Origin of the sequence: Streptococcus pneumoniae (assembly GCA_040719455.1) — a bacterium.
GTDB classification, from domain to species: Bacteria; Bacillota; Bacilli; order Lactobacillales; family Streptococcaceae; genus Streptococcus; species Streptococcus pneumoniae_G.
Map to the genome: position 1 here is coordinate 119,749 of JBFDTN010000001.1, position 21,483 is coordinate 141,231.

The following is a 21,483-nucleotide window of genomic DNA, read 5'->3' on the forward strand; positions in this document are numbered from 1 at the left end:
TTTACGCAAGCTACTAAAACTTGTAGTCATTTTCAGAAAATTATGCTATGATAGAAAAAATATCAAGGAGGTCGGATATGACGATTTACAATTTTTCTGCAGGTCCTGCAGTGTTGCCCAAAGAAGTATTGAAAAAAGCCCAAGCTGAATTCTTGGACTATGCAAGCAGTGGCATGAGTGTGATGGAGCTATCCCACCGATCCAAAGAGTTTGATACGATTATGAAAGAGGCAGAGAGCCTATTGCGAGAGCTGTTGCAGATTCCAGATACTTATAAGGTTCTCTTTCTTCAAGGTGGGGCTTCGACTCAATTTTCGATGATTCCGCTAAACCTCGCACAAGGGCGCAAAGCCTACTATCTTATAGCGGGTTCTTGGGGGAAAAAGGCCTATACAGAGGCGGTAAAACTCTCAAAAACTATTCCTTTTGAACCGATTTGTCTAGCTAGCTCAGAAGCACAAAACTATGTAGAAATTCCTCAGTTTGATGCCAAGGAGATTGATCCAAATGCTGCCTATGTACATGTGACAACCAATAACACCATTGAAGGAACGGCTTTGTATGAAATTCCAGACACCAATGGGGTGCCAGTCATTGCTGACATGTCATCTAATATATTGGCAGCTGAGTACAAGATTGAAGATTTTGGGATGATTTATGCAGGAGCGCAGAAAAATATCGGTCCTGCTGGTGTCACAGTGGTGATTATCCGTGAGGACTTGCTAAATCAAGAGCCTGCTCTCTCAAGCATGCTCGATTATCGGATTCAAGCAGAAAATGATTCGCTCTACAATACCCCACCAACCTTTGGCATTTACATGGCAAAATTAGTCTTTGAATGGGTCAAGGAATTAGGGGGCGTTGCGGAAATGGAAACACGCAACCGTGAAAAATCAGGTCTGCTCTATGACTTTATCGAACAATCTGAGTTTTATAGCAGTCCTGTTATTCATAAAGACCAACGTTCCGTAGCCAATATCCCCTTTGTATCACCAAGTGCGGAATTAGATGCTAAATTCAACAAAGAAGCCGACGCTGCTGGTTTCAAAAATATCAAAGGACACCGCAGTGTGGGGGGTATGCGTGCCAGTCTTTACAACGCCTTTCCGCGTCAGGGAGTGGTTGATTTGATTGCCTTTATGAAGAAATTTGAAGAGGAGAATGCCTAATGGAAATCCGTCTTGCCCACCCTAACGAAGTAAGTACTATTTGTCAGATTTTTGAAGAGGCACGCAGTTTTTTAGCTGAGTCAGGTAGTAACCAATGGCAGGGTGTCTATCCCAGTCAGGACGATGTGCTTGACGATATCCTATCAGGACGTGGCTATGTGGCGATCATAGAAGGTCAGGTGGCAGCTTACACTGCTGTTCAAATTGGCAATGAACCAGCTTATAATGAGATTTACGATGGTAAATGGGAGCATAATAACTTCCTCTACACTACCTTTCACCGAGTAGCTGTTGCTAGAGCCTTTCGTGGTCAGCAGGTCATTCAGACCTTTTTACAGGGCTTGATTGAGGGACAAAAAGGTCCTGATTTTCGCTGCGATACCCATGAAAAGAATCAGCCCATGCAGCATATCTTAGAAAAATTAGGCTTTGTGTATTGTGGAAAAGTGCCGATTGACGGCGAACGACTCGCTTATCAAAAGATTAAAACCAAGCGTGAAACCAGCCTTTACCAAGAAATCGCAGAAGATGACCGCTTTATGCTTGGTAGAAATGATTGACGACAGACTAGAAAGAAAAGGGATTGGCTAAGTGCTATTTCCTTTTAGGAGATAAGAATGGTATTTAGTGTAAAAACATTTAACAATATAAATCAAATCGGGCTCAAGGAATTGGGCAATCATTTCCAAATTGATGGTGATAAGGCGGACAATCCAGACGCCTATATCCTACGCAGTCAAAATCTGCATGAGGTGGATTTTCCAGAAAATCTCAAAGCCATTGCCCGTGCTGGAGCAGGGACTAATAACATCCCGGTAGATCGAGCAACTAGCCAAGGAATCGTTGTTTTCAACACCCCTGGAGCGAATGCCAACGCTGTAAAAGAAGCCGTGATTGCGTCCATTCTCTTATCGGCGCGTGATTATCTCGGTGCCCATCAATGGGTCAATACCTTGACTGGTGAGGATGTCCCTCAGCAAATCGAAGCGGGGAAAAAGGCTTTTGCAGGAACAGAGATTGCAGGAAAGACCTTAGGTGTGATTGGACTTGGTGCGATTGGTGCTCGGATTGCCAACGACGCACGTCGCCTAGGAATGCATGTCTTAGGCTATGACCCTTATGTATCCATTGAAACTGCTTGGAACATTTCAAGTCATGTCGAGCGTGTGTCAGATATCAAAGATATTTTTGAAAAGGCAGACTACATCACGGTTCATGTACCTCTGACACCAGATACTCGTGAAACGTTCAACAAAGAAAGTTTTGAACTCATGCAAAAGGACGTGACCATTATCAACTTTGCTAGAGGCGAGTTGGTCAACCATAGAGATTTATTTGAAGCGATTGAAGCAGGTGTCGTGAAGCACTATATCACGGACTTTGGAGTGGAAGAATTGCTCAATCAACCAAATATCACCGTCTTTCCACATCTAGGTGGCTCGACAGAAGAAGCAGAGCTAAACTGTGCCATTATGGCTGGACAGACCCTACGTCGTTTCATGGAAACAGGTGAGATTGTCAATTCTGTGAATTTTCCAACGGTTGTGCAGAACTTGTCTGCTCCTTATCGTATCACCCTAATTAACAAAAATGTCCCTAATATGGTGGCGAAGATTTCCACAGCTGTAAGTAGCCTCAATATTAACATTGACAATATTATCAACAAGTCAAAGGGAGATTATGCCTATACTTTGCTTGATTTGGACGAGTCAGATGGTGAGAAGGTGGCAAATTTAGTGGCGAACTTTGAAGCAGATGACAACATTGTTCGCGTCCGTGTGATTAAAAAATAACACAGCTGTTCTAGTGAGGAGGCGAGATTTCATGGTTTATGTCAAGCAGATCTATCAGTCTCCCTTGGGAGAGCTGTCCTTGGTGGCTGATGAAGTTGGCTTAGTCGGTATTTGGTTCAAGAATCAAAAGTATTTCGAACGAGGGGTGGAGAAAGAAATCATCCTTGCTTCAAATCCGACTTTGGAGCAAACAAAAGCAGCTTTAACAGACTATTTTGCAGGTAAAATGCCTGATGTTGACCCAATTCCCTTATCAGTACAAGGGACCGATTTTCAAAAGCGAGTCTGGGATTACCTCAAAGGCATTTCTTACGGACAAACGGTGAGTTATGGCGAGATTGCTCAAGCATTGAATGTCAGCTCTGCTCAAGCGATTGGCGGAGCCGTGGGGAAAAATCCAATTTCCATTTTGATTCCCTGCCATCGTGTGCTTGCAAAAAATGGCAGCTTGACTGGTTATGCAGCTGGCTTGGATAAGAAAATATGGCTCTTAGAGTATGAAGCAACGACAATGAAGAAAGCGAGAAACTAAGAAGATGTATCAATTTATCGAATATCCTAAATGTTCGACCTGTCGCAAGGCAAAGACGGAGTTAACTCAATTAGGGTTTGATTTTGAGGCGGTCGATATTGTTACTAAGACCCCAAGTAAGGGAAGTTTGCTTGCGTGGATGAAGGCGTCTGACTTACCCATCAAATCCTACTTTAACACCAGTGGAATCAAGTACCGTGAATTGGGCTTGAAAGATAAAGTTCCTCACTTGTCGCAGGAAGAGGCAGCAGCTATTCTTTCCACAGATGGTATGTTGATTAAGCGTCCTTTGCTAGTAAAAGATGGCAAAGTCTTGCAAATTGGCTACCGAACAGAGTATAAAGAACTAGGGTTGTAAAAACTTATTTGTAAATCCAGAAAAGGAGTGAGCTCAATCGTGATTTCGTAGAAATCGATTTTCCCCACTCCCTTGTTTTGAAGTTTGAATTTAGCTTGTAGGATATTGATTTATCAATGTTTGACAAGTCCAAGAATACTCCATCAACTAAAAATAAATAGGCTGGAACAAGTGTTCTCAGCCTATTTCATTACCCCCAAACTTCGTCAATAATCTCTTTGACAAGGGCGAGTTTTTTCCATTGGTCTTCTTCTTGGAGGATATTTCCCTCTTCTGTGGAGGCAAATCCACACTGGGTAGAGAGCCAAAGTTGCTCAAGTGGCACGATTTTTTGTGCCTCACGAATGCGTTGGATGATATTTTCCTTATTTTCTAATGCTCCGTTTTTACTGGTGATCAGCCCTAACACAGCAATTTTGTCATCTGTCAGTGCTGCCAGTGGTTCAAATCCGCCAGCTCGCTCGGTATCAAATTCCAAGAAATATTCAGCTACTTTTTCTTTGCCAAAGAGTTCTTGAGAGATAGGCTCATAGCCCCCAGAGGTTGCCCAAGTCGAGTGGAAATTCCCACGGCAGACATGGGTATTGACCAAGAGTCCTTCAGGGATGGCTTGATAGACGTCGTTATTGAGCGTTAGAAAGACATGTGAGAGTTCATCGCAGACTTGCTCAGGTGTTTTTCCTTGAGGTGCTCCCCAAAGGGTGAGGAAGTTTTGATCCACCAAGGTGCCCCAAGTACAGTCATCGACTTGAAGAGTCTTAAGTCCTTCTGCTACAAGGTCATTGATGACTTGCAAGTAGGCAGTTTTGATGTCTGTTCGCAAGTCTTCAAAATCTGGGTAGAATGTTGCTAAGGTTTCAACATGTTCTTGGTCACGAATCAATTCAAAGTAAAATTGAGCAGGGGCAGGGATTGTCGTTTTGGCTTCTACTTTTGCGTCTCTACTGTCAACATAGGCTTTTAAAAAGCGGTAGGCAGTGACAAAAGGGTGATTTTCTCCCGTGATTTTTCCAGAGACTAAAGCGGAGTCAGCCTTAGTCGTCTCGTCATGGAAGTGATAGCCTTCGGCAGCCTGTACATGCTCTACTCCACCAAAGCCCCAGAAGAAGTCCAAGTGCCAGTAGCTTCTGCGGAATTCTCCATCTGTGACTTTTTCAAGACCTGCAGCAATTTGTTGATCCACTAAATCGCGAATGGCTTGATCTTCTACGGCAGTTAAGTCTGCCTGTGAGATTACCCCTTCTTCAAATTGCTTGCGTGCGCTCTGAAGTGCTTTAGGTCGTAAAAAACTGCCAACGTGTTCAAATGCTTTTTTAGTCATCTCTTTTCCTCTTCCTTTCAAATGATAGCTTTATTCTAGCACATTCTTATATAGCTGTAAAATATACTTTTGCTATCATTTGTTATAGTTTAAAGTTATAAGTAAACAAGCAAGTTTACTTTATTTCCTGCTATTTCATGATATAATGAAGGAGAGAAAAGAAAGGAAATCTGTATGGTCTTATCAAAAAAACGTGCGCGAAAAGTACTGGAAGAAATCATTGCCCTATACCCTGATGCAAAGCCGAGTCTTGATTTTCGCAATCATTTTGAACTTTTGGTCGCAGTGATGCTATCTGCTCAAACGACTGACGCAGCGGTCAATAAATCAACCCCTGCTTTGTTTGAAGCCTTTCCAACACCTGAGAAGATGGCGAAAGCTCAAGAGTCTGAGATTGCAAGCTATATCTCAAAGCTCGGACTGTACCGCAATAAGGCAAAGTTTTTAAAAAAATGTGCCCAGCAGCTTTTGGATGATTTTGACGGACAAGTCCCGCAGACACGAGAAGAGCTAGAGAGCCTAGCAGGAGTGGGGCGAAAGACAGCCAATGTGGTGATGAGTGTTGGTTTTGGGATTCCTGCCTTTGCAGTAGATACACATGTAGAGCGGATTTGTAAGCACCATGATATTGTTAAAAAATCAGCTACTCCTTTGGAAGTGGAAAAGCGAGTGATGGATATTTTAGCTCCAGAACGCTGGTTACCGGCTCATCAGGCTTTGATTTATTTTGGGCGTGCTGTTTGCCATCCTCGAAATCCAGAGTGTGAAAATTATCCACAGCTTTATGATTTTTCAGATGTATAAGGCATAGGACAAGGCAGGGAGCTTATAGATAGAATTTAGAGTTCATCAAAGAGATTGAACGATGTTCTAACTTTTATTTAATCTCTCATATAAAAAAGCCATGATTGTTAAAAATCATGGCTTTCTGGTTATTGAATAGCTTGGTAGTTGGCAGCAAGTCCGCGTTTGACAGCAGGACGTGCTGCGATTTTTTCAGTCCAGGCTTGTAGATGAGGGTATTCTTTGACATTTAAGAAGATACCTGCCTTGTCCCAAAGTTGGTCTTTGGCTAATTGTCCATACCAAGACCAAATGGCAATATCTGCAATGGTGTAGCTATCTCCAGCAATATAGGGCTTGGTTGCTAACTCTTTATCCAGAAGATCGAGCTGGCGTTTGGCTTCCATGGCAAAACGGTTAACAGCGTATTCGATCGTTTCAGTGGCATAGTGGAAGAAATGCCCGAAGCCTCCACCAAGAAATGGAGCAGCCCCTGTTTGCCAAAAGAGCCAGTTGAGGACTTCTGTTCGTTTTTCACTGTCTTTTGGTAGGAGAGCGTCAAATTTCTCTGCCAAATAGAGTAAAATCGAAGACGATTCAAAGACACGAATAGGTTTGTCTCCAGATTTATCTAAGAGGGCAGGGATTTTGGAGTTCGGATTGATAGCGACAAAGTCAGAGCCAAATTGGTCCCCCTCGCCGATAGCAATTCGGTAGAGGTCATAGTCAGTTTCTTTTATCCCCATCTCTTTTAACTCTTCAAACATAATGGTTGCCTTGACCCCATTTGGTGTGCCTAGTGAATAGAGCTGAAAGGGCTTATCACCGACAGGAAGTGTCTGCTCAAATCGGCTGCCAGCTGTTGGGCGGTTCAGTCCACCCCACTGTCCGCCCATGCTTTCAGGTACTTCCCATACCTCTGGTAATTGGTAATCTTTCATAGTAAATCCTCTTTCTCTTTTTCTTTCATCCTATCAAAAATAAAGTGAAATTTCAAAAATCCGCTACATCACGGAAATAAGAATAGACAAATACCTGCGACAAGGAGTGTTATCACAGCACTTGCGAGGGCAAAGCTAAAAACGATGATTATCTTTTGATAAGGAGCTTTGGCTGTCTCCTCTCGTTGTTCTAATTTGCTGAGTGGTTTTCCTTTATCATAAGCGATCAATTCTTTAATGGTTTTCAAGTCATATTTTTTCTTGAAACGTTCCACCTGATGGGCGTAGTAGTAGGTGACACCCCAGAGAATGATAAAAATCGCAACTCCACCCCAGCCCAAGTAGTAAAAAAGAGGGAAACCAAGTAAGGAGCAAATAAACATTCCCCAAGTCATGATGCGCGCATGTCGTTCGTAACGATCATAGTCTGCTCCGTGGAGAATTTCTTTTAGTGCTGGCAGATCCTCTTGGACCAGTTGGTTCAGAGTGATGTCAAAGAGTTGGCAGAGCAGTAGGAGATTTTGAATGTCAGGATAGGTAGCTCCTCGCTCCCAGTTGGAAATGGTCTGCCTGCTGACAAATAATTCCTCTGCTAAATCGTCTTGGGATAAGCCCAGTTCCTTACGATAATGCTTAATATGATTTCCGAGTTCCATCGTGCTACCTCCTTGTATCTTTAGCATACCAAAATGTTCAAAACTTGACTATCAAAATCCTTTGACAAAGAGAGAAAAGACTGTTGAGACAAAGAAATCTGTTAGGAGATAATTTTTTTTTTTTTTTTGGGGGGGGGGAGGGGCATTTAGTTTACAGGTGCTTGACAAGGATATTGTGGATTGAGAAAGGAATAGGACAAGGCAAGGAGCTGTAGATAGAACTGGAGTTCATCAAAGTGAGTCAACGACGTAATAAATGAAAAGGCTAGAGAAAAATTCTCCAGCCTTTTGTGCTAGTTTGTGTTGTTTTCGCGCACGGCGATATAATTCCCTTCGTTATCAGCAAAGGTAAAATGTGTCATGCCTTGGTATTCCATGATTGGATTGGTAGCAACACCTGCTTTGCTTAAGCGTTCGTACTCGGCTTCTAAGTCTTCCGTTTCAAATAGAAGACTCGGAAAGCCAACATTCATATCAGGGTTGTTTTTTGCTACCCAGTCTTTTTGGTGAAGTCCAAACTTGGTTTCAGCATCTTTTGATGGCGCGATTTCATAGGAGATAGCGTCGCCATAGTCAGCAGTGTCTAGGAGGACAAAGCCCATTTTTTCTGTCCAAAATTCCATAGCTGCCTTGGTATTTTCTACATAGAGCATGGTGGTTGATTTGCTAATCATGATGTCTCCTTATAGGTCAATTTCCATGACGATTGGGGTGTGGTCTTGGCGCGCGCCTGAGTCAATCATCTCAGACTTGATTACCTTGTCTGCCACACGGTTGCTGGTGAGCCAGTAGTCGATTCTCCAGCCTGTATTGTTAATCTTGCTGGTCTTGCTGCGTTGCGCCCACCAAGTGTACTGGTGAGGAAGATCGCCGTGCAAGTGGCGGAAAGTATCGGTGAAGCCTTTTGCGAGTAGATTGGTAAATCCAGCACGCTCTTCATCGGTAAATCCAGGTGACTGACGGTTGCTGGCAGGATTGGCAAGGTCGATTTCGTGGTGGGCAACATTGTAGTCGCCTGTGGCAAGAACTGGCTTTTCTTGGTCAAGTGTTGCTAGATATTCTGCATATTTTTCATCCCAGATTTGGCGATCCGCAAGGCGTTTCAAGCCGTCACCAGCATTTGGAGTGTAGACTTGAGTGACAAAGAACTTGTCAAATTCAAGTGTGATAATGCGCCCTTCCAAGTCCATGGTCGTTGGGGCACCAATCTCTGGGAAGGTAATGGTTGGAGTCAAGCCTTTTTTGTAGAGAAACATAGTTCCCGCATAGCCCTTGCGAGCTGGCTCGACGGAAGACCGCCAGGTATTTTCATAGTTTGGAAAAAGTTCTTCTAAGATTTCCAAGTGCTTCTTGGTCGGACCTTTGGCAGACAATTTTGTCTCCTGAATGGCGATAATATCAGCGTCTTCAGCAACCAAGGTCTGCAAAACAACTTGAGAAAGCTTCGCACGAGCAGAATCGCTGGTCAAGGCTGCATTGAGGGAATCAATATTCCATGAAATGAGTTTCATATTCTATCCTTTTCGTTGATACTCGTCAAATATCAAATTCTAACGTTGTTAACTCACCTTGCTTCAACAGTCCAGTGGACTGTTAAAGGTTGGAAATAAGGATTATGCAATAAATCTCAGCTAGCCTAAGTTTTATCTGCGGTGTCATTGCCTAGTTAGATTTTGATGTTTATAGAGTATCGGTATTTTTTTCTCTTTGTATTATATCAAAAAGTGGGGATGAGAGCGACTGCAGAGTTTGTAAAAAAGAAATAGGAGAGAAATAACGATTTCTCTCCTATTAGCTATGGCTAGTCTAGCGAGCCTATTTTTTAGTGTCGCTAATAGCTAGGTTTGTTAGAAAGTTTATAATGATAATTCCTCTTACGGTATTTTCTTACCAAATCCGAACGCGTTTTTCAGGCGCTAGGTACATGCCGTCTCCTTCTTTGATCTTGTAAGTATCGTAGAAAGCATCGATATTTTTCACTTGAACATTGGCGCGAAGTTCATTTGGCGCGTGTGGGTCTGTTGCCATGACCAGTTGGGCAAATTGCTCGGTGCTGATTTGGCGCCAGACTGTTGCCCAATTTTCAAAGAATGGTTTCAAATCGGCTTTTGCATCTTTTTCTTGCAAAACTTGAAGAGCAACAGAGATTCCTCCAGCATCTGCCGTATTTTCGGTGACGGTTAGTTGACCATTGACCTTGTTACCGTAGATTTCTAAGCCGTCAAATTCTTTGATCATGGCTTTTGTTTTTTCTTCAAAGGCTTTTTGATCTTTTTCTGTCCACCAATTTCGGCGATTGCCATTTTCGTCAAATTCTGCACCGTTGGTATCAAACGCATGGCTGATTTCATGCCCAATGACAGCCCCAATTCCTCCGTAGTTAGCCGCTAGACTTTGCTTTTCATCATAAAATGGAGCTTGAAGAATGGCAGCTGGAAGGTAAATAGAGTTGGTTTCAGGAGAGTAAAAGGCATTTACTTGATAAGACGGAGCCACCCAGAGATTTTTATCGATAGGTTTGCTGAATTCGGCAAAGCTTGTTTGAATAGTTTCCTGTGAGAGACGTAGGAGGTTTTGGTACAGCGATTGATTGTCCTCGATCTTAAGTTCACTAGCTTCTGTATTTACGTTTTCAGGCCCACCGATATAGTAGCGGAGATGGTCTAATTTTTTGATGGCTTCTGACTTGGTATCCTCGGATAACCAATCATTTTTAGCGAGACGTTCTTTATAGGAATTGACAATGCCCGTCACCATCTCAGTGACTTGTTGTTTTGCTTTTGGACTAAAGTACTCTTGGTTGTAGTAAACGCTGAGGCTGTTTGAGAACATACCAGTTGCCAAATAGTAGGCATTATCTTCCCTGGAAGGAAGTTCTTTTTGCCCTGAGAGGGCTAAACCAAAGCTTGAAGCAGCTTCTCGAAGGTCATCGGTTAAGAATTGGGCGCTTTCCATGAGGTCATTGACCACTATCCAAGCCTTAAAGGCTTCGAAATTCTTGTCATCAATGAGTTTGCCTAGGTTTTCATAGTAGGCTGGCCAAGTGACATTGACTGTATCTACCTTTTGCCCCACTAAATCAGTGACCAAATCTCCAATTGCAAATTGGGGAGCATAGGCATTGATTTCTTGGATCGTGCGTGGATTGATAGTTTTCTTGACATCTTGGACTTCTTCGCTGCTTGGAAGGTAAGGCACGATGAGGGCATCAAATTCAATGGCTTTTTCAACTAGATTTTTGGCTTTCTTGTCATCAAAACCATAGAGCTTTAAGGTATTTAAAACAGATGTTTGGTACAAGTCCAAGAGTTGTTTTTTAGTCGCTTCATTTTGGTAATAGCTAACATCTGGCAAGATACTGCTTGGAACACCTAGGTTAATCATTTTTTGACTAGTATTTTCAGGATTTGAGCCAATGCTGATAGAAAATGGCAAAGGATTGCCTTTTAAAATCCAGTTTTTGCTTTCTTTTGAGAGTTCTTTAAAGGATGATAGCTTTTCTAGCTCTTGATTGTGTGAGAGAGCTTCTTTAGCGCCATCTTTTTCGCGTTGGTCAAAGTCCATGGCTTTTTGATAGAGTTTAATCATCTCTGCTTGATAGCTGTCTGTGACTTTGCGTTTGCCTTCTGCCATCTCTTTGCTGTCCGTTTTTAATTGTTGATCAATCTCCTCTTGGATTTCTAAAGGTGCGTTATAGACCGGCTTATCGTCTGGGATTTCAGCTTTTTCGAGCCATTCTTTGTTAATGGTTTGGTAGAAATTAGACTGCACCGTTGCTTTAGTATCGACTTTTGTCTTGGCTGCATCTGCTTGATTCGTTGTTTGACAAGCACTGAGCGTCCCTAGGACGAGTAGGCTGGTGAGTGTGAGCCACATGTTTCTCTTTTTCATAAGAATTTCCTTTAACTGATTTTTAACGATTATAGCATAAAAAAATAGGAAAAGAAAGTGTTTTCAGAAAAAATGCCTTGCCAATGCATTTTCAAAAGCATATAATGAAAATAGCAATGAAAAAGAAAGGAAAATGATGAAATTCTATTCTTACGACTATGTCTTGAGTCAGATTAGTAGTGCCAATTGGGTCTTGGCGGGTATTATTTTCGTCATCTTGGTGGCTGTTGCCTTTGTGGCATTCCAGTATTACCATAAGAAAAAAGAGAGCAAATACCGCGAGCTCTTTATCATTTTGATCATTGGCTTGATGGTTGCGGTGTTAATCGGAATTAGCCAGCTCCAGAGCAATCAAGCTTCAGACAGCCAGTATCGCACCTCGCTCCACTTCATCGAAATTGTGTCTGAGGAGCTTCATGTGGATAAATCCAAGGTCTATGTCAATACCTCAGCTGCAACAGACGGGGCGATTGTAAAGGTAGGAGACCAGTTTTACCGAGCGATTAGTGGGAGTGAACCGGATACTTACCTGTTAGAAAAAATGGATTTGTACAAGGCAGAGGTTGAAGTAGTGGAGGTGGAAGAATGACCTTATCTTATCTTGATATTGCGATTAAACTAGGCTTGGGCTTGATTTCATTGATTTTTGTCATCAATGTATCTGGCAAGGGAAATCTTGCCCCGAATTCTGCTAGTGATCAGGTGCAGAACTATGTCTTGGGTGGCATCATCGGTGGTGTGATCTATAGCCCTGCTATCTCTATTTTGCAATACACTATTATTCTCCTCATTTGGACCATGTTGGTCTTGAGTTTGAAATGGATTAAGACCCACAATCCTTTGGTTAAGCGAATCATTGACGGTCAGCCGATACTTTTGATTAACAAGGGAAAAGTGGATGTTGAAGCCTGTCGCTCAGTTGGCTTGACGGCATCTGATGTGGCTTTGAAATTACGTGGACAAGGCATCTTCCAACTCAAACAAGTCAAGCGTGCGGTGCTGGAGCAAAATGGCCAGCTGATTGTGGTGCAAAGTGGGGAAGAAAATCCCAAGTATCCAGTCATCACGGATGGCATTATCCAAGGGGATATTTTGGAATTGATTGATAAGACTGAAGGATGGTTGCTGGTGGAATTAGAAAGTCTGGGCTGTCCTGATGTGACAGACATTTTCATCGCCGAATACGACAAGGGAAAACTAAATGTCGTCACTTACTAGGGAACATTCTTCTGTTTTTTAGGATTAGATAATCGAAAAGAGCTGATAGAGTAAATCACAGAATTTGTCTGTTATCAGGCTCTTTTTTGTGATATAATGAGACAATAGAAATGGGTTTCATTTGCCCTGAAAGGAAAACACATGACAGAAAAGAATTTTTATATTACCACACCGATTTACTACCCTTCTGGGAAGCTCCATATTGGCTCTGCCTATACGACCATTGCCTGCGATGTTTTGGCGCGCTACAAGCGTCTCATGGGCTACGATGTCTTTTATTTGACAGGTCTTGATGAACATGGTCAAAAGATTCAGACCAAGGCAGAAGAAGCAGGCATTACACCGCAAGCCTACGTTGATGGCATGGCTACTGAAGTTAAGCAATTGTGGGAACTCTTGGATATTTCCTATGATAAATTTATCCGTACGACCGATGATTACCATGAAAAAGTGGTGGCAGAAGTCTTTGAACGCTTGCTTGCCCAAGACGATATTTACCTAGGGGAATACTCTGGTTGGTACTCTGTTTCAGATGAGGAATTTTTCACGGAAAGCCAGCTAGAAGAGGTCTTCCGAGATGAAGACGGAAAGGTTATCGGAGGAATTGCCCCTTCTGGTCACCAGGTTGAGTGGGTGTCAGAAGAGTCTTATTTTTTGCGCTTGAGCAAGTATGCGGACCGTTTGGTCGAATTTTTCAAGGCACACCCTGACTTTATCCAACCAGACGGACGGATGAATGAAATTGTGAAAAACTTTATCGAACCAGGCCTTGAAGACTTGGCAGTTAGCCGGACTTCCTTTACCTGGGGAGTTCCAGTACCGTCTAACCCGAAGCACGTTGTCTATGTCTGGATTGATGCCCTCTTGAACTATGCGACTGCCCTTGGCTACGGTCAGGAAGAACATGCGAATTTTGACAAGTTCTGGAACGGCACCGTTTTCCACATGGTTGGAAAAGATATCTTGCGTTTCCACTCCATTTACTGGCCGATTCTCCTCATGATGCTTGACTTGCCATTGCCGAAGCGTCTGATTGCTCACGGTTGGTTTGTCATGAAAGATGGCAAGATGTCCAAATCTAAAGGAAATGTGGTCTACCCTGATATGTTGGTGGAACGCTATGGACTTGATCCCCTTCGTTACTACCTCATGAGAAGTCTACCAGTCGGTTCAGACGGAACCTTCACACCAGAGGACTATGTGGGACGGATCAACTATGAGTTGGCTAATGACCTTGGAAATCTCCTCAACCGTACGGTTGCCATGGTCAATAAATACTTTGACGGACAAGTTCCTGTCTATGCAGAAAATGTAACTGCCTTTGATGCAGACTTGGCGAGCGTTGCAGCAGCGTCAATCGCTGAATACCACAAACAGATGGATGCGGTGGATTATCCGCGTGCCTTGGAAGCAGTTTGGACCTTGATTGCCCGTACCAACAAATACATTGATGAAACAGCTCCTTGGATTTTGGCGAAAGAGGAAGACAAACGCGCTGAACTTGCTTCTGTCATGAGCTACTTAGTGGCAAGCCTTCGTGTGGTGGCGCATCTAATTGAGCCGTTCATGATGTCAACCAGCGCCGCTGTCTTAGAGCAGTTGGGCATGGAAAAAGCAGAAAGTCTCGAACACTTAGCTCTTGCGGATCTACCAGCAGGCTTGCGTGTTGTCGCAAAAGGTCAGCCAATCTTCCCACGCCTTGATATGGAGGAAGAGATTGCCTACATCAAGGAACAAATGGCAGCAGGAAAACCAGCTGTAGCTGCCCCAAAAGAATGGAAACCAGAAGAGGTTGAATTGACCTTGAACCGCAAGGAAATCAAGTTTGACGACTTTGAAAAAGTGGAAATCCGTGTCGCAGAAGTTAAGGAAGTCAAAAAAGTGGAAGGCAGCGATAAATTGCTTCAATTCCGCTTGGATGCTGGTGACAAGGAAGACCGCCAGATTCTCTCTGGAATTGCCAAATACTATCCAAACGAGCAAGAATTGGTCGGTAAAAAAGTCCAAATCGTAGCTAACCTCAAACCGCGCAAGATGATGGGGCATATCAGCCAAGGCATGATTCTTTCAGCAGAACATGGCGATAGCCTCACTCTTCTAACCGTTGACCCTGCCGTACCAAACGGAAGCGTCATTGGCTAGGGGCGAGCGAGATGACCGTTTACTTTTACGGCTGTGTGAGCATGGATGGCTATCTGGCAGATAAAGATCACGGTCTTTCATGGCTTCACGAGTCTGGTACACTAGAAGAGACAGACTATGAGGATTTTTATCGGCAGATGGATGTCACCATTATGGGCAGACGCACCTTTGATGAAGTGGCAAAATTGGGCAATCCGGCTGCATTTTATCCTACAACTCAGAACCTTGTCTTTACCCATGATAGAGATTTTCAAGAAGAAGGCTTTGAAGCAAAGCAAGGCTCGATTGTCGATGTGATTGCAGAGTTTTCAAAGGATACAAATATCTGGCTGATTGGCGGAAATGGCTTGATGGCAGAGCTGTTAGAGCATGATATGGTTGATGAGCTTATCATACAGGTTGCTCCTGTCCTCTTGGGGGCAGGCATTCCCCTCTTTAGCCAAAAGGAAAAAGTTCAATGTTTTACGCTAGTTGATGTCAAAAAATATGGCGCATTTGCCCAGATGACCTATCGAAAATAGTGCAACAGTTGTCTATCAGATGCTGCAAAAAAAGAGAAGGAGAGAGGATGACCTACGAACAAGAATTTTTAAAGGATTTGGAAGACTGGCTCAAGACCCAAATCATGATTAACGAGATGGCTTTAAAAGAAAGTCAAGCTGTGTTTGAAGCGGACGGCGATGAGCGAGCCAAAGAAGCAGCGGTCCGCTATGAAAGCCGTTTGGATGCCTACCAATTTTTAGCAGGAAAATTTGACAATTACCATGCTGGAAAGTCTTTCCACGATTTACCAGATGGTCTATTTGGAACGCGAGGCTATTAAGCCCATAAGGATCGGCTATGTGGGGATTTTTAGGAGAGTGCCTGCTTGAGTTCATACTCAGCTATTCAGTAGAGCATTGTCAGACCAGAAAGAAGATTTTAGTCATCAGTCTAGTGAGAAATCTTTTCTCCCTATTGTTGTGCTTGGTGCTAGGCTTTGCCTACTTTGTCAGTATTAAGCAAGGAGATTGGAGAGCTTGGCTAGTGGTTATGCTACTCTCTCCTTTCTTGATCTTTCATCTTTTATGGTGCTTCTTTTGGAATACTAAGAGTGTCAAGCGATTCAAAGAACTTTCAAAACAGTACTAAACATAAAAACACATGACAGATAGGGCAGTTGCTGAGCAGGTCTTGTCAGCCTAAAGAAGAATGATGTAATATGGGGAGTCCGAGTGTAAAAAATATAGTAGTAGGAAGCTAGAATCAGTTGCAATTTCCAGAAAAATCTGCTACAATAAAGCCAATCAGAGGGATAATGAGTTTGTCTGTTACAGAAAGCGGTGGCGCTGAGAAATCCGCACAGATGTCAGTATTTGTTGCTGAGGTTGAACATCAAAATAAGAACAAGAGCGGGCATGTCCCGAATCTGGGTGGTACCGCGGAAATTAGCAATAACTTTCGTCCCTGTCGTATGACAGGGGCGATTTTTTGTATCGTGAAGATGCAGAAAACGAGGCAGGCTATGATAAAGATTTCAGAAGCTTATGACAGGAAATCCTTGCCAAAAGTGGAAACAAATCGCTTGATTTTGCGCCAGCGAACGGTTGCTGATGTGGAGGATAGTTTGCCTATGCTAGTTTGGCTGAGGTTTGCCATCCTGCTGGTTTTCCACCGATAGCAACCCTTGATGAGGAACGGAACTATTTTGAAAATAAGTATTTCAAAAATCTAGCAGAAAAAGACCTGCCGTCTGGCTACGGGATTACCGTCAAAGGTAGTGATCGTATCATTGGCTCCTGTGATTTTAACCACCGCCACGCCGATGATGTCTTTGAGATTGGCTATCTTCTCCACCCCGACTTTTGGGGCAAGGGCTATGTGCCAGAAGCAGTTTCTGCGCTGATTGAAGTAGCCTTCACCTTGCTCAATCTCCACAAGGTCGAAATTCGTTGCTACAGCTATAACCAGCAAAGCAAGCGCGTTGCTGAAAAGCTCGGCTTCACCCTAGAAGCCGTCATCCGTGACCGAATGGATATAGAAGGTAAGCGGTGTGACGAATTAGCCTATGGTTTGCTACGGACAGAATGGGAGGTGAGGAATGAAAAATAAACTTTCAAAACTATTCATGTTGACAAGTGTATGTTCGGTAGTTATATTATCTGCGTGCCAACAAGAAAAATCTGCGAGTCATAAAGATAATATACCATCATCTGTTGAGAGTAGTTCATCTGAGGTGACTTCAAAAAATAATAAAGACTTTGTAGAGAGTAGTCAGTCCAGTAAGCAGGAAAATTCTGATAGTGATTTAGCTACTTCAACAACTGCTATAATAGAAACGAAGAAGTCTGATGAGGAGAACTACAAGGCAGTTTTTGATAATTATCATAGATTAAAGGCATATCTAAAAGAAGGAGGAGATCCTATGAATTGGAATCTCGCTCAATCTAATACGATTCCTCTTCCTGATGAAATGTCTGCATGGGTAATTGAGGGTGCTCTTCGGAGTATTGATCAAATTGTTTATGGATACTATGATATTAACCATGATGGAGTGAATGAACTGTTTATCGGTACAAGAGGGACTGATGGACAGATTTATGTGACCGAGCTTTACTATCTGAATAATGGACAGCCCAATCGAATTGCTGAATCGTTCGTTGCAAGTGGTGGCGGTGCACGTAGTGGATTTATAGTGTATGAAGATGGTAGCATTGTTTCGATGGTGTGGAGTTCTGCGTCTGGACTAGGAACGGTAACACACTATCGATTACCTTCAGGAGGACAAGGAAATGCTTCTGTCGTATCTGAGATAGCAGATTATCAAGTGATAGGCAATTCCCAAAAAGTTTCAGATATATTAGAGATTACAGCTTCAGAGTTGAGCTTGCCAACTATCATTTGGAACAATTTTGAATAATGAAAGAAAGTAAAAAACATGCTCCACCATATTGAAATCAATGTGTCAAATCTCGCAAACAGTCGTCTCTTTTATGATAAACTCTTTGCGGATTTGGGCTACGAGCTCTATCAAGAATGGGAAAAGGGCTTTAGCTATCGCTATCAAAGCACCTATCTAGTCTTTGTTCAGACTGAGGAAACCTATCTCACCCCGACCTATCACAGGAAGCAAACAGGACTGAATCACCTCGCTTTTTGCCTTCCAAAGAAGGACCAGGTCGATGCCTTACGTGAGCGCCTGAAATCAGACGGTGTCACCCTACTGTACGATGACCACTACCCGCACGCCGGAGGAGCTGACCACTACGCAGTCTTCTTTGAAGATCCGGATAGGGTCAAGTTGGAAGTGGTAAAGGAACTATAAGTTAATTTTGGAGGATATTATGGCTAATAGGCTAAAAACAATGTTGAAAGTAGAAAAAAATTCATCTAATAAGTGTTATTGGCTGAATAGTGTGGATGATTATAATAAAGTCTTTAATCATCAGTTACAAAATATTAGTAAAGATAGTAGAAAAAATTTACTTTATAATTTGAAATATCTTGAATATTTACAATTACAATTGGATGAATTAGTTTTAGATTCAGTTATAGAAAAAATGATTTGGAAAAATTATATTATAATAGCTTATTCTGTTATTGAGCTAATTTTTCAAGAAAAAGCTGGTACACTTGATTTTGGTAAAAAAGCTCTTGATAAAGTAATAAAAGAAAATTCTCTAGATTTAACAAAGGAACAAATAGATATTATACAGAATAATCGAAAGTTAAGGAATAGAGTTCATTTACTTGTTAAATCTGAAGATGTAGATACGGATTGGTTTGCTTTTAATAAGGAAGAATATTTGACAATGAAATCAATGTTATTTAGTATTTTATCAAGTTCTAAAGTATCTAATACAGAATATCACAAATATATTGAGTTTTTAAAATAATTTAAGGAGAAACTAATGTCAAAAGAATTATCACCAAAATACAATCCAGCCGAGGTTGAGGCTGGTCGTTATGCCAAATGGCTGGAGGCAGATGTCTTTAAGCCGTCAGGAGATGCAGAAGCAAAACCTTACTCCATCGTGATTCCACCGCCAAACGTGACCGGGAAACTCCACCTTGGACACGCTTGGGACACAACGCTTCAAGATATCATCATCCGCCAAAAACGCATGCAGGGCTTTGATACCTTGTGGTTGCCAGGTATGGACCATGCTGGTATCGCAACCCAGGCCAAGGTTGAAGAGCGCTTGCGCGAGCAAGGCATTACTCGCTATGATCTAGGTCGTGAGAAATTCCTCGAAAAAGTTTGGGAATGGAAAGACGAATACGCTGCTACCATTAAGGAGCAATGGGGCAAAATGGGCTTGTCGCTTGACTATTCACGTGAGCGTTTCACCCTTGATGAGGGCTTGTCAAAGGCAGTCCGCAAGGTCTTTGTGGACTTGTATAAAAAAGGCTGGATTTACCGTGGGGAATTCATCATCAACTGGGATCCGGCAGCCCGCACGGCACTTTCTGATATTGAGGTAATCCACAAGGATGTCGAGGGCGCTTTCTACCACATGAACTACATGCTTGAGGACGGCTCTCGTGCGCTTCAAGTTGCGACAACTCGTCCTGAGACCATGTTTGGAGATGTTGCGGTTGCGGTCAATCCAGAAGATCCACGCTATAAGGACTTGATTGGGCAAAACGTTATCTTGCCGATTGTTAATAAAGCTATTCCAATTGTAGCCGATGAACATGCGGATCCAGAATTTGGAACAGGGGTCGTAAAAATCACTCCTGCCCATGATCCAAATGACTTCCTCGTGGGTCAACGCCACAATCTCCCACAAGTCAATGTCATGAACGATGATGGAACCATGAATGACTTGGCTGGTGAATTTGCAGGCATGGACCGTTTTGAAGCTCGCAAGTCTGTCGTTGCCAAATTAGAAGAGCTTGGAGTCTTGGTGGAAATCGAAAAACGGGTGCATTCTGTCGGTCACTCTGAGCGTAGCGGAGCTGTTGTAGAGCCACGTTTGTCCACCCAATGGTTTGTTAAAATGGATGAACTGGCTAAAAACGCCATTGCCAACCAAAATACAGACGACGAAGTTAAATTCTACCCACCACGTTTCAACGATACCTTCCTTCAATGGATGGAAAATGTTCACGACTGGGTAATCTCTCGTCAGCTTTGGTGGGGACATCAGATTCCTGCTTGGTACAATGCGGAAGGGGACATCTATGTCGGTGAAGAAGCGCCAGCAGGTGACGGTTGGACCCAAGACGAAGATGTACTTGATACTTGGTTCAGCTCAGCCCTTTGGCCGTTTTCTACCATGGGCTGGCCAGATGAGGACAGCGCAGACTTCAAACGCTACTTCCCAACCTCAACCCTTGTAACAGGCTACGACATCATCTTCTTCTGGGTATCACGGATGATTTTCCAATCCCTTGAATTTACAGGCCGTCGCCCATTTGAAAATGTCTTGATTCACGGTTTGATTCGAGATGAAGAAGGTCGGAAGATGTCTAAATCACTCGGTAACGGAATTGATCCAATGGATGTCATTGACCAGTACGGAGCAGACAGTCTTCGTTGGTTCTTGTCAAACGGTTCAGCACCAGGGCAAGATGTCCGCTTTAGCTACGAGAAAATGGATGCCAGCTGGAATTTCATCAATAAAATCTGGAATATTTCCCGCTACATTCTCATGAATAATGAAGGCTTGAGTCTTGCGGATGCGCGTGAAAATATCGCAAAAGTAGCAAGTAGTGAGACTGGAAATGTGACAGACCGCTGGATTCTCCATAACCTCAATGAGACTATTGCCAAGGTCACTGAAAACTTTGACAAGTTTGAGTTCGGTGTGGCTGGTCATATCCTCTACAATTTCATCTGGGATGAATTTGCAGACTGGTATGTCGAGTTGACTAAGGAAGTGCTCTACAGAGACAATGAGGAAGAAAAAGTCATGACGCGCTCTGTGCTTCTGTACACTTTGGATCAAATCTTGCGCCTGCTTCACCCAATCATGCCATTTGTGACCGAGGAAATCTTTGGCCAAATCTCAGAAGGCAGCATTGTCACAGCAAGCTATCCACTTGTTCGCCCTGAGTTTGAAAATGTAGCAGCGGCAAATGGTGTAGAAGCGCTGAAAGACGTGATTCGTGCCGTGCGTAATAGCAGAGCAGAAGTCAACGTTGCCCCAAGCAAGCCAATCACGCTCTTGATCAAGCCGACAGATAGCCAATTAGAAGCATTCTTCAAGGCTAATGTTAACTACATCAAACGCTTCACAAATCCAGAGCATTTGGAAATTGACGCAAGCCTAACCGCACCTGAACTTGCCATGTCAAGCGTCATCACCGGAGCAGAAATCTATCTACCACTTGCAGACCTGCTCAATGTGGACGAAGAATTGGCCCGTCTTGAAAAAGAACTCGCCAAATGGCAGAAAGAGCTCGACATGGTCGGCAAAAAACTCGCCAACGAAAAATTCATCGCAAACGCCAAACCAGAAGTCGTCGAAAAAGAACGAGCAAAACAACTCGACTACCAAACCAAATACGACGCCACCATCGCACGGATTGACGAGATGAAGAAGTTGGTGAAATAAAGGAGAGAAAAATATCTTCGATAGGTGATTTAGAAATAGTAATTTCTTTTTACTATAATTTGAGGAGTATGAAGATAGTGAGCTATTAAGTCACAACTGGAAAACGTTCTATATATCAATACAAGAAAACATTGATA

At 42.9% G+C, this 21,483-nt stretch carries 22 protein-coding genes and 1 pseudogene; 17 read left to right on the forward strand and 6 right to left on the reverse strand.

What is annotated here, in order from left to right:
• The first annotated feature begins 77 nt into the window (after window positions 1–77).
• From serC to AB1I63_00580, 5 genes are read left to right on the forward strand one after another with little or no spacing between them, the layout of a single operon-like run.
• Window positions 78–1,169, forward strand: coding sequence for a 3-phosphoserine/phosphohydroxythreonine transaminase (serC, locus tag AB1I63_00560; GenBank protein ID MEW4353387.1), 1,092 nt, complete (start codon window positions 78–80; stop codon window positions 1,167–1,169).
• Complete coding sequence (locus AB1I63_00565; GenBank protein MEW4353388.1) at window positions 1,169–1,729, forward strand: GNAT family N-acetyltransferase; 561 nt, start codon at window positions 1,169–1,171, stop codon at window positions 1,727–1,729. The genes serC and AB1I63_00565 overlap by 1 nt, the downstream gene beginning before the upstream one ends.
• 57 nt (window positions 1,730–1,786) lie before the next feature.
• Window positions 1,787–2,962: a 3-phosphoglycerate dehydrogenase family protein gene (locus AB1I63_00570; GenBank protein MEW4353389.1), complete on the forward strand. Its 1,176-nt coding sequence runs from the start codon at window positions 1,787–1,789 to the stop codon at window positions 2,960–2,962.
• Between the two features lie 31 nt (window positions 2,963–2,993).
• A complete protein-coding gene (locus tag AB1I63_00575) occupies window positions 2,994–3,494 on the forward strand; it encodes a methylated-DNA--[protein]-cysteine S-methyltransferase (GenBank protein ID MEW4353390.1) in 501 nt (166 codons plus the stop codon).
• A 4-nt stretch (window positions 3,495–3,498) separates the two neighbouring features.
• Window positions 3,499–3,852, forward strand: a complete 354-nt coding sequence (locus AB1I63_00580; GenBank protein ID MEW4353391.1) for an arsenate reductase family protein — start codon at window positions 3,499–3,501, stop codon at window positions 3,850–3,852.
• 190 nt (window positions 3,853–4,042) lie between these two features.
• Here AB1I63_00580 and AB1I63_00585 read toward each other — a convergent pair whose 3' ends face one another.
• A complete protein-coding gene (locus tag AB1I63_00585) occupies window positions 4,043–5,173 on the reverse strand; it encodes a 5-methyltetrahydropteroyltriglutamate--homocysteine S-methyltransferase (protein MEW4353392.1) in 1,131 nt (376 codons plus the stop codon).
• Window positions 5,174–5,347: 174 nt separating this feature from the next.
• Here AB1I63_00585 and nth point away from each other — a divergent pair, with 174 nt between their 5' ends.
• Window positions 5,348–5,977 (forward strand): endonuclease III, encoded by a 630-nt coding sequence (nth, locus tag AB1I63_00590; GenBank protein ID MEW4353393.1) that lies wholly within the window; start codon window positions 5,348–5,350, stop codon window positions 5,975–5,977.
• Between the two features lie 128 nt (window positions 5,978–6,105).
• Here the strand turns inward: nth and yghU are convergent, their stop codons facing one another.
• The 5 genes from yghU to AB1I63_00615 all read right to left on the reverse strand — a co-directional run bounded on the left by yghU (window position 6,106) and on the right by AB1I63_00615 (window position 11,444).
• Window positions 6,106–6,897: a glutathione-dependent disulfide-bond oxidoreductase gene (gene yghU / locus AB1I63_00595; GenBank protein ID MEW4353394.1), complete on the reverse strand. Its 792-nt coding sequence runs from the start codon at window positions 6,895–6,897 to the stop codon at window positions 6,106–6,108.
• Between the two features lie 68 nt (window positions 6,898–6,965).
• The gene (locus AB1I63_00600) at window positions 6,966–7,553 is read right to left on the reverse strand and encodes a helix-turn-helix transcriptional regulator (GenBank protein ID MEW4353395.1); all 588 of its coding nucleotides are present in this window, start codon (window positions 7,551–7,553) and stop codon (window positions 6,966–6,968) included.
• Between the two features lie 293 nt (window positions 7,554–7,846).
• Window positions 7,847–8,227 (reverse strand): VOC family protein, encoded by a 381-nt coding sequence (locus AB1I63_00605; protein ID MEW4353396.1) that lies wholly within the window; start codon window positions 8,225–8,227, stop codon window positions 7,847–7,849.
• Between the two features lie 9 nt (window positions 8,228–8,236).
• Window positions 8,237–9,064: an exodeoxyribonuclease III gene (locus tag AB1I63_00610; GenBank protein MEW4353397.1), complete on the reverse strand. Its 828-nt coding sequence runs from the start codon at window positions 9,062–9,064 to the stop codon at window positions 8,237–8,239.
• Window positions 9,065–9,440: 376 nt separating this feature from the next.
• Window positions 9,441–11,444 carry a M13 family metallopeptidase gene (locus AB1I63_00615; GenBank protein MEW4353398.1) on the reverse strand — a complete coding sequence of 668 codons (2,004 nt, stop codon included), beginning with the start codon at window positions 11,442–11,444 and terminating at the stop codon, window positions 9,441–9,443.
• A 136-nt stretch (window positions 11,445–11,580) separates the two neighbouring features.
• On the opposite strand from AB1I63_00615, the gene AB1I63_00620 reads away from it, so the two are divergent.
• From AB1I63_00620 to AB1I63_00670, 11 genes and pseudogenes are all read left to right on the forward strand, one after another.
• On the forward strand, window positions 11,581–12,033 hold the full coding sequence (locus tag AB1I63_00620) for a DUF3290 domain-containing protein (GenBank protein ID MEW4353399.1): 453 nt from the start codon (window positions 11,581–11,583) through the stop codon (window positions 12,031–12,033).
• Window positions 12,030–12,662: a DUF421 domain-containing protein gene (locus tag AB1I63_00625; protein MEW4353400.1), complete on the forward strand. Its 633-nt coding sequence runs from the start codon at window positions 12,030–12,032 to the stop codon at window positions 12,660–12,662. Before AB1I63_00620 ends, AB1I63_00625 begins: the two co-directional genes overlap by 4 nt.
• A 141-nt stretch (window positions 12,663–12,803) precedes the next feature.
• Complete coding sequence (metG, locus tag AB1I63_00630) at window positions 12,804–14,804, forward strand: methionine--tRNA ligase (GenBank protein MEW4353401.1); 2,001 nt, start codon at window positions 12,804–12,806, stop codon at window positions 14,802–14,804.
• A gap of 11 nt (window positions 14,805–14,815) precedes the next feature.
• Window positions 14,816–15,325 carry a dihydrofolate reductase family protein gene (locus AB1I63_00635; GenBank protein ID MEW4353402.1) on the forward strand — a complete coding sequence of 170 codons (510 nt, stop codon included), beginning with the start codon at window positions 14,816–14,818 and terminating at the stop codon, window positions 15,323–15,325.
• A 47-nt stretch (window positions 15,326–15,372) separates the two neighbouring features.
• On the forward strand, window positions 15,373–15,627 hold the full coding sequence (locus tag AB1I63_00640) for a DUF1912 family protein (GenBank protein ID MEW4353403.1): 255 nt from the start codon (window positions 15,373–15,375) through the stop codon (window positions 15,625–15,627).
• A 17-nt stretch (window positions 15,628–15,644) separates the two neighbouring features.
• Window positions 15,645–15,935 carry a hypothetical protein gene (locus tag AB1I63_00645; protein MEW4353404.1) on the forward strand — a complete coding sequence of 97 codons (291 nt, stop codon included), beginning with the start codon at window positions 15,645–15,647 and terminating at the stop codon, window positions 15,933–15,935.
• Between the two features lie 376 nt (window positions 15,936–16,311).
• A pseudogene (locus tag AB1I63_00650) lies at window positions 16,312–16,895 on the forward strand (GNAT family N-acetyltransferase).
• On the forward strand, window positions 16,885–17,703 hold the full coding sequence (locus AB1I63_00655) for a hypothetical protein (protein MEW4353405.1): 819 nt from the start codon (window positions 16,885–16,887) through the stop codon (window positions 17,701–17,703). Before AB1I63_00650 ends, AB1I63_00655 begins: the two are co-directional and overlap by 11 nt.
• An 18-nt stretch (window positions 17,704–17,721) precedes the next feature.
• Entirely contained in the window at window positions 17,722–18,108 is a 387-nt protein-coding gene (locus AB1I63_00660) for a VOC family protein (protein MEW4353406.1), read from the forward strand.
• Window positions 18,109–18,127: 19 nt separating this feature from the next.
• The gene (locus AB1I63_00665) at window positions 18,128–18,679 is read left to right on the forward strand and encodes a hypothetical protein (protein MEW4353407.1); all 552 of its coding nucleotides are present in this window, start codon (window positions 18,128–18,130) and stop codon (window positions 18,677–18,679) included.
• A gap of 15 nt (window positions 18,680–18,694) precedes the next feature.
• Window positions 18,695–21,346, forward strand: coding sequence for a valine--tRNA ligase (locus tag AB1I63_00670; GenBank protein ID MEW4353408.1), 2,652 nt, complete (start codon window positions 18,695–18,697; stop codon window positions 21,344–21,346).
• Window positions 21,347–21,483: the final 137 nt, after the last annotated feature.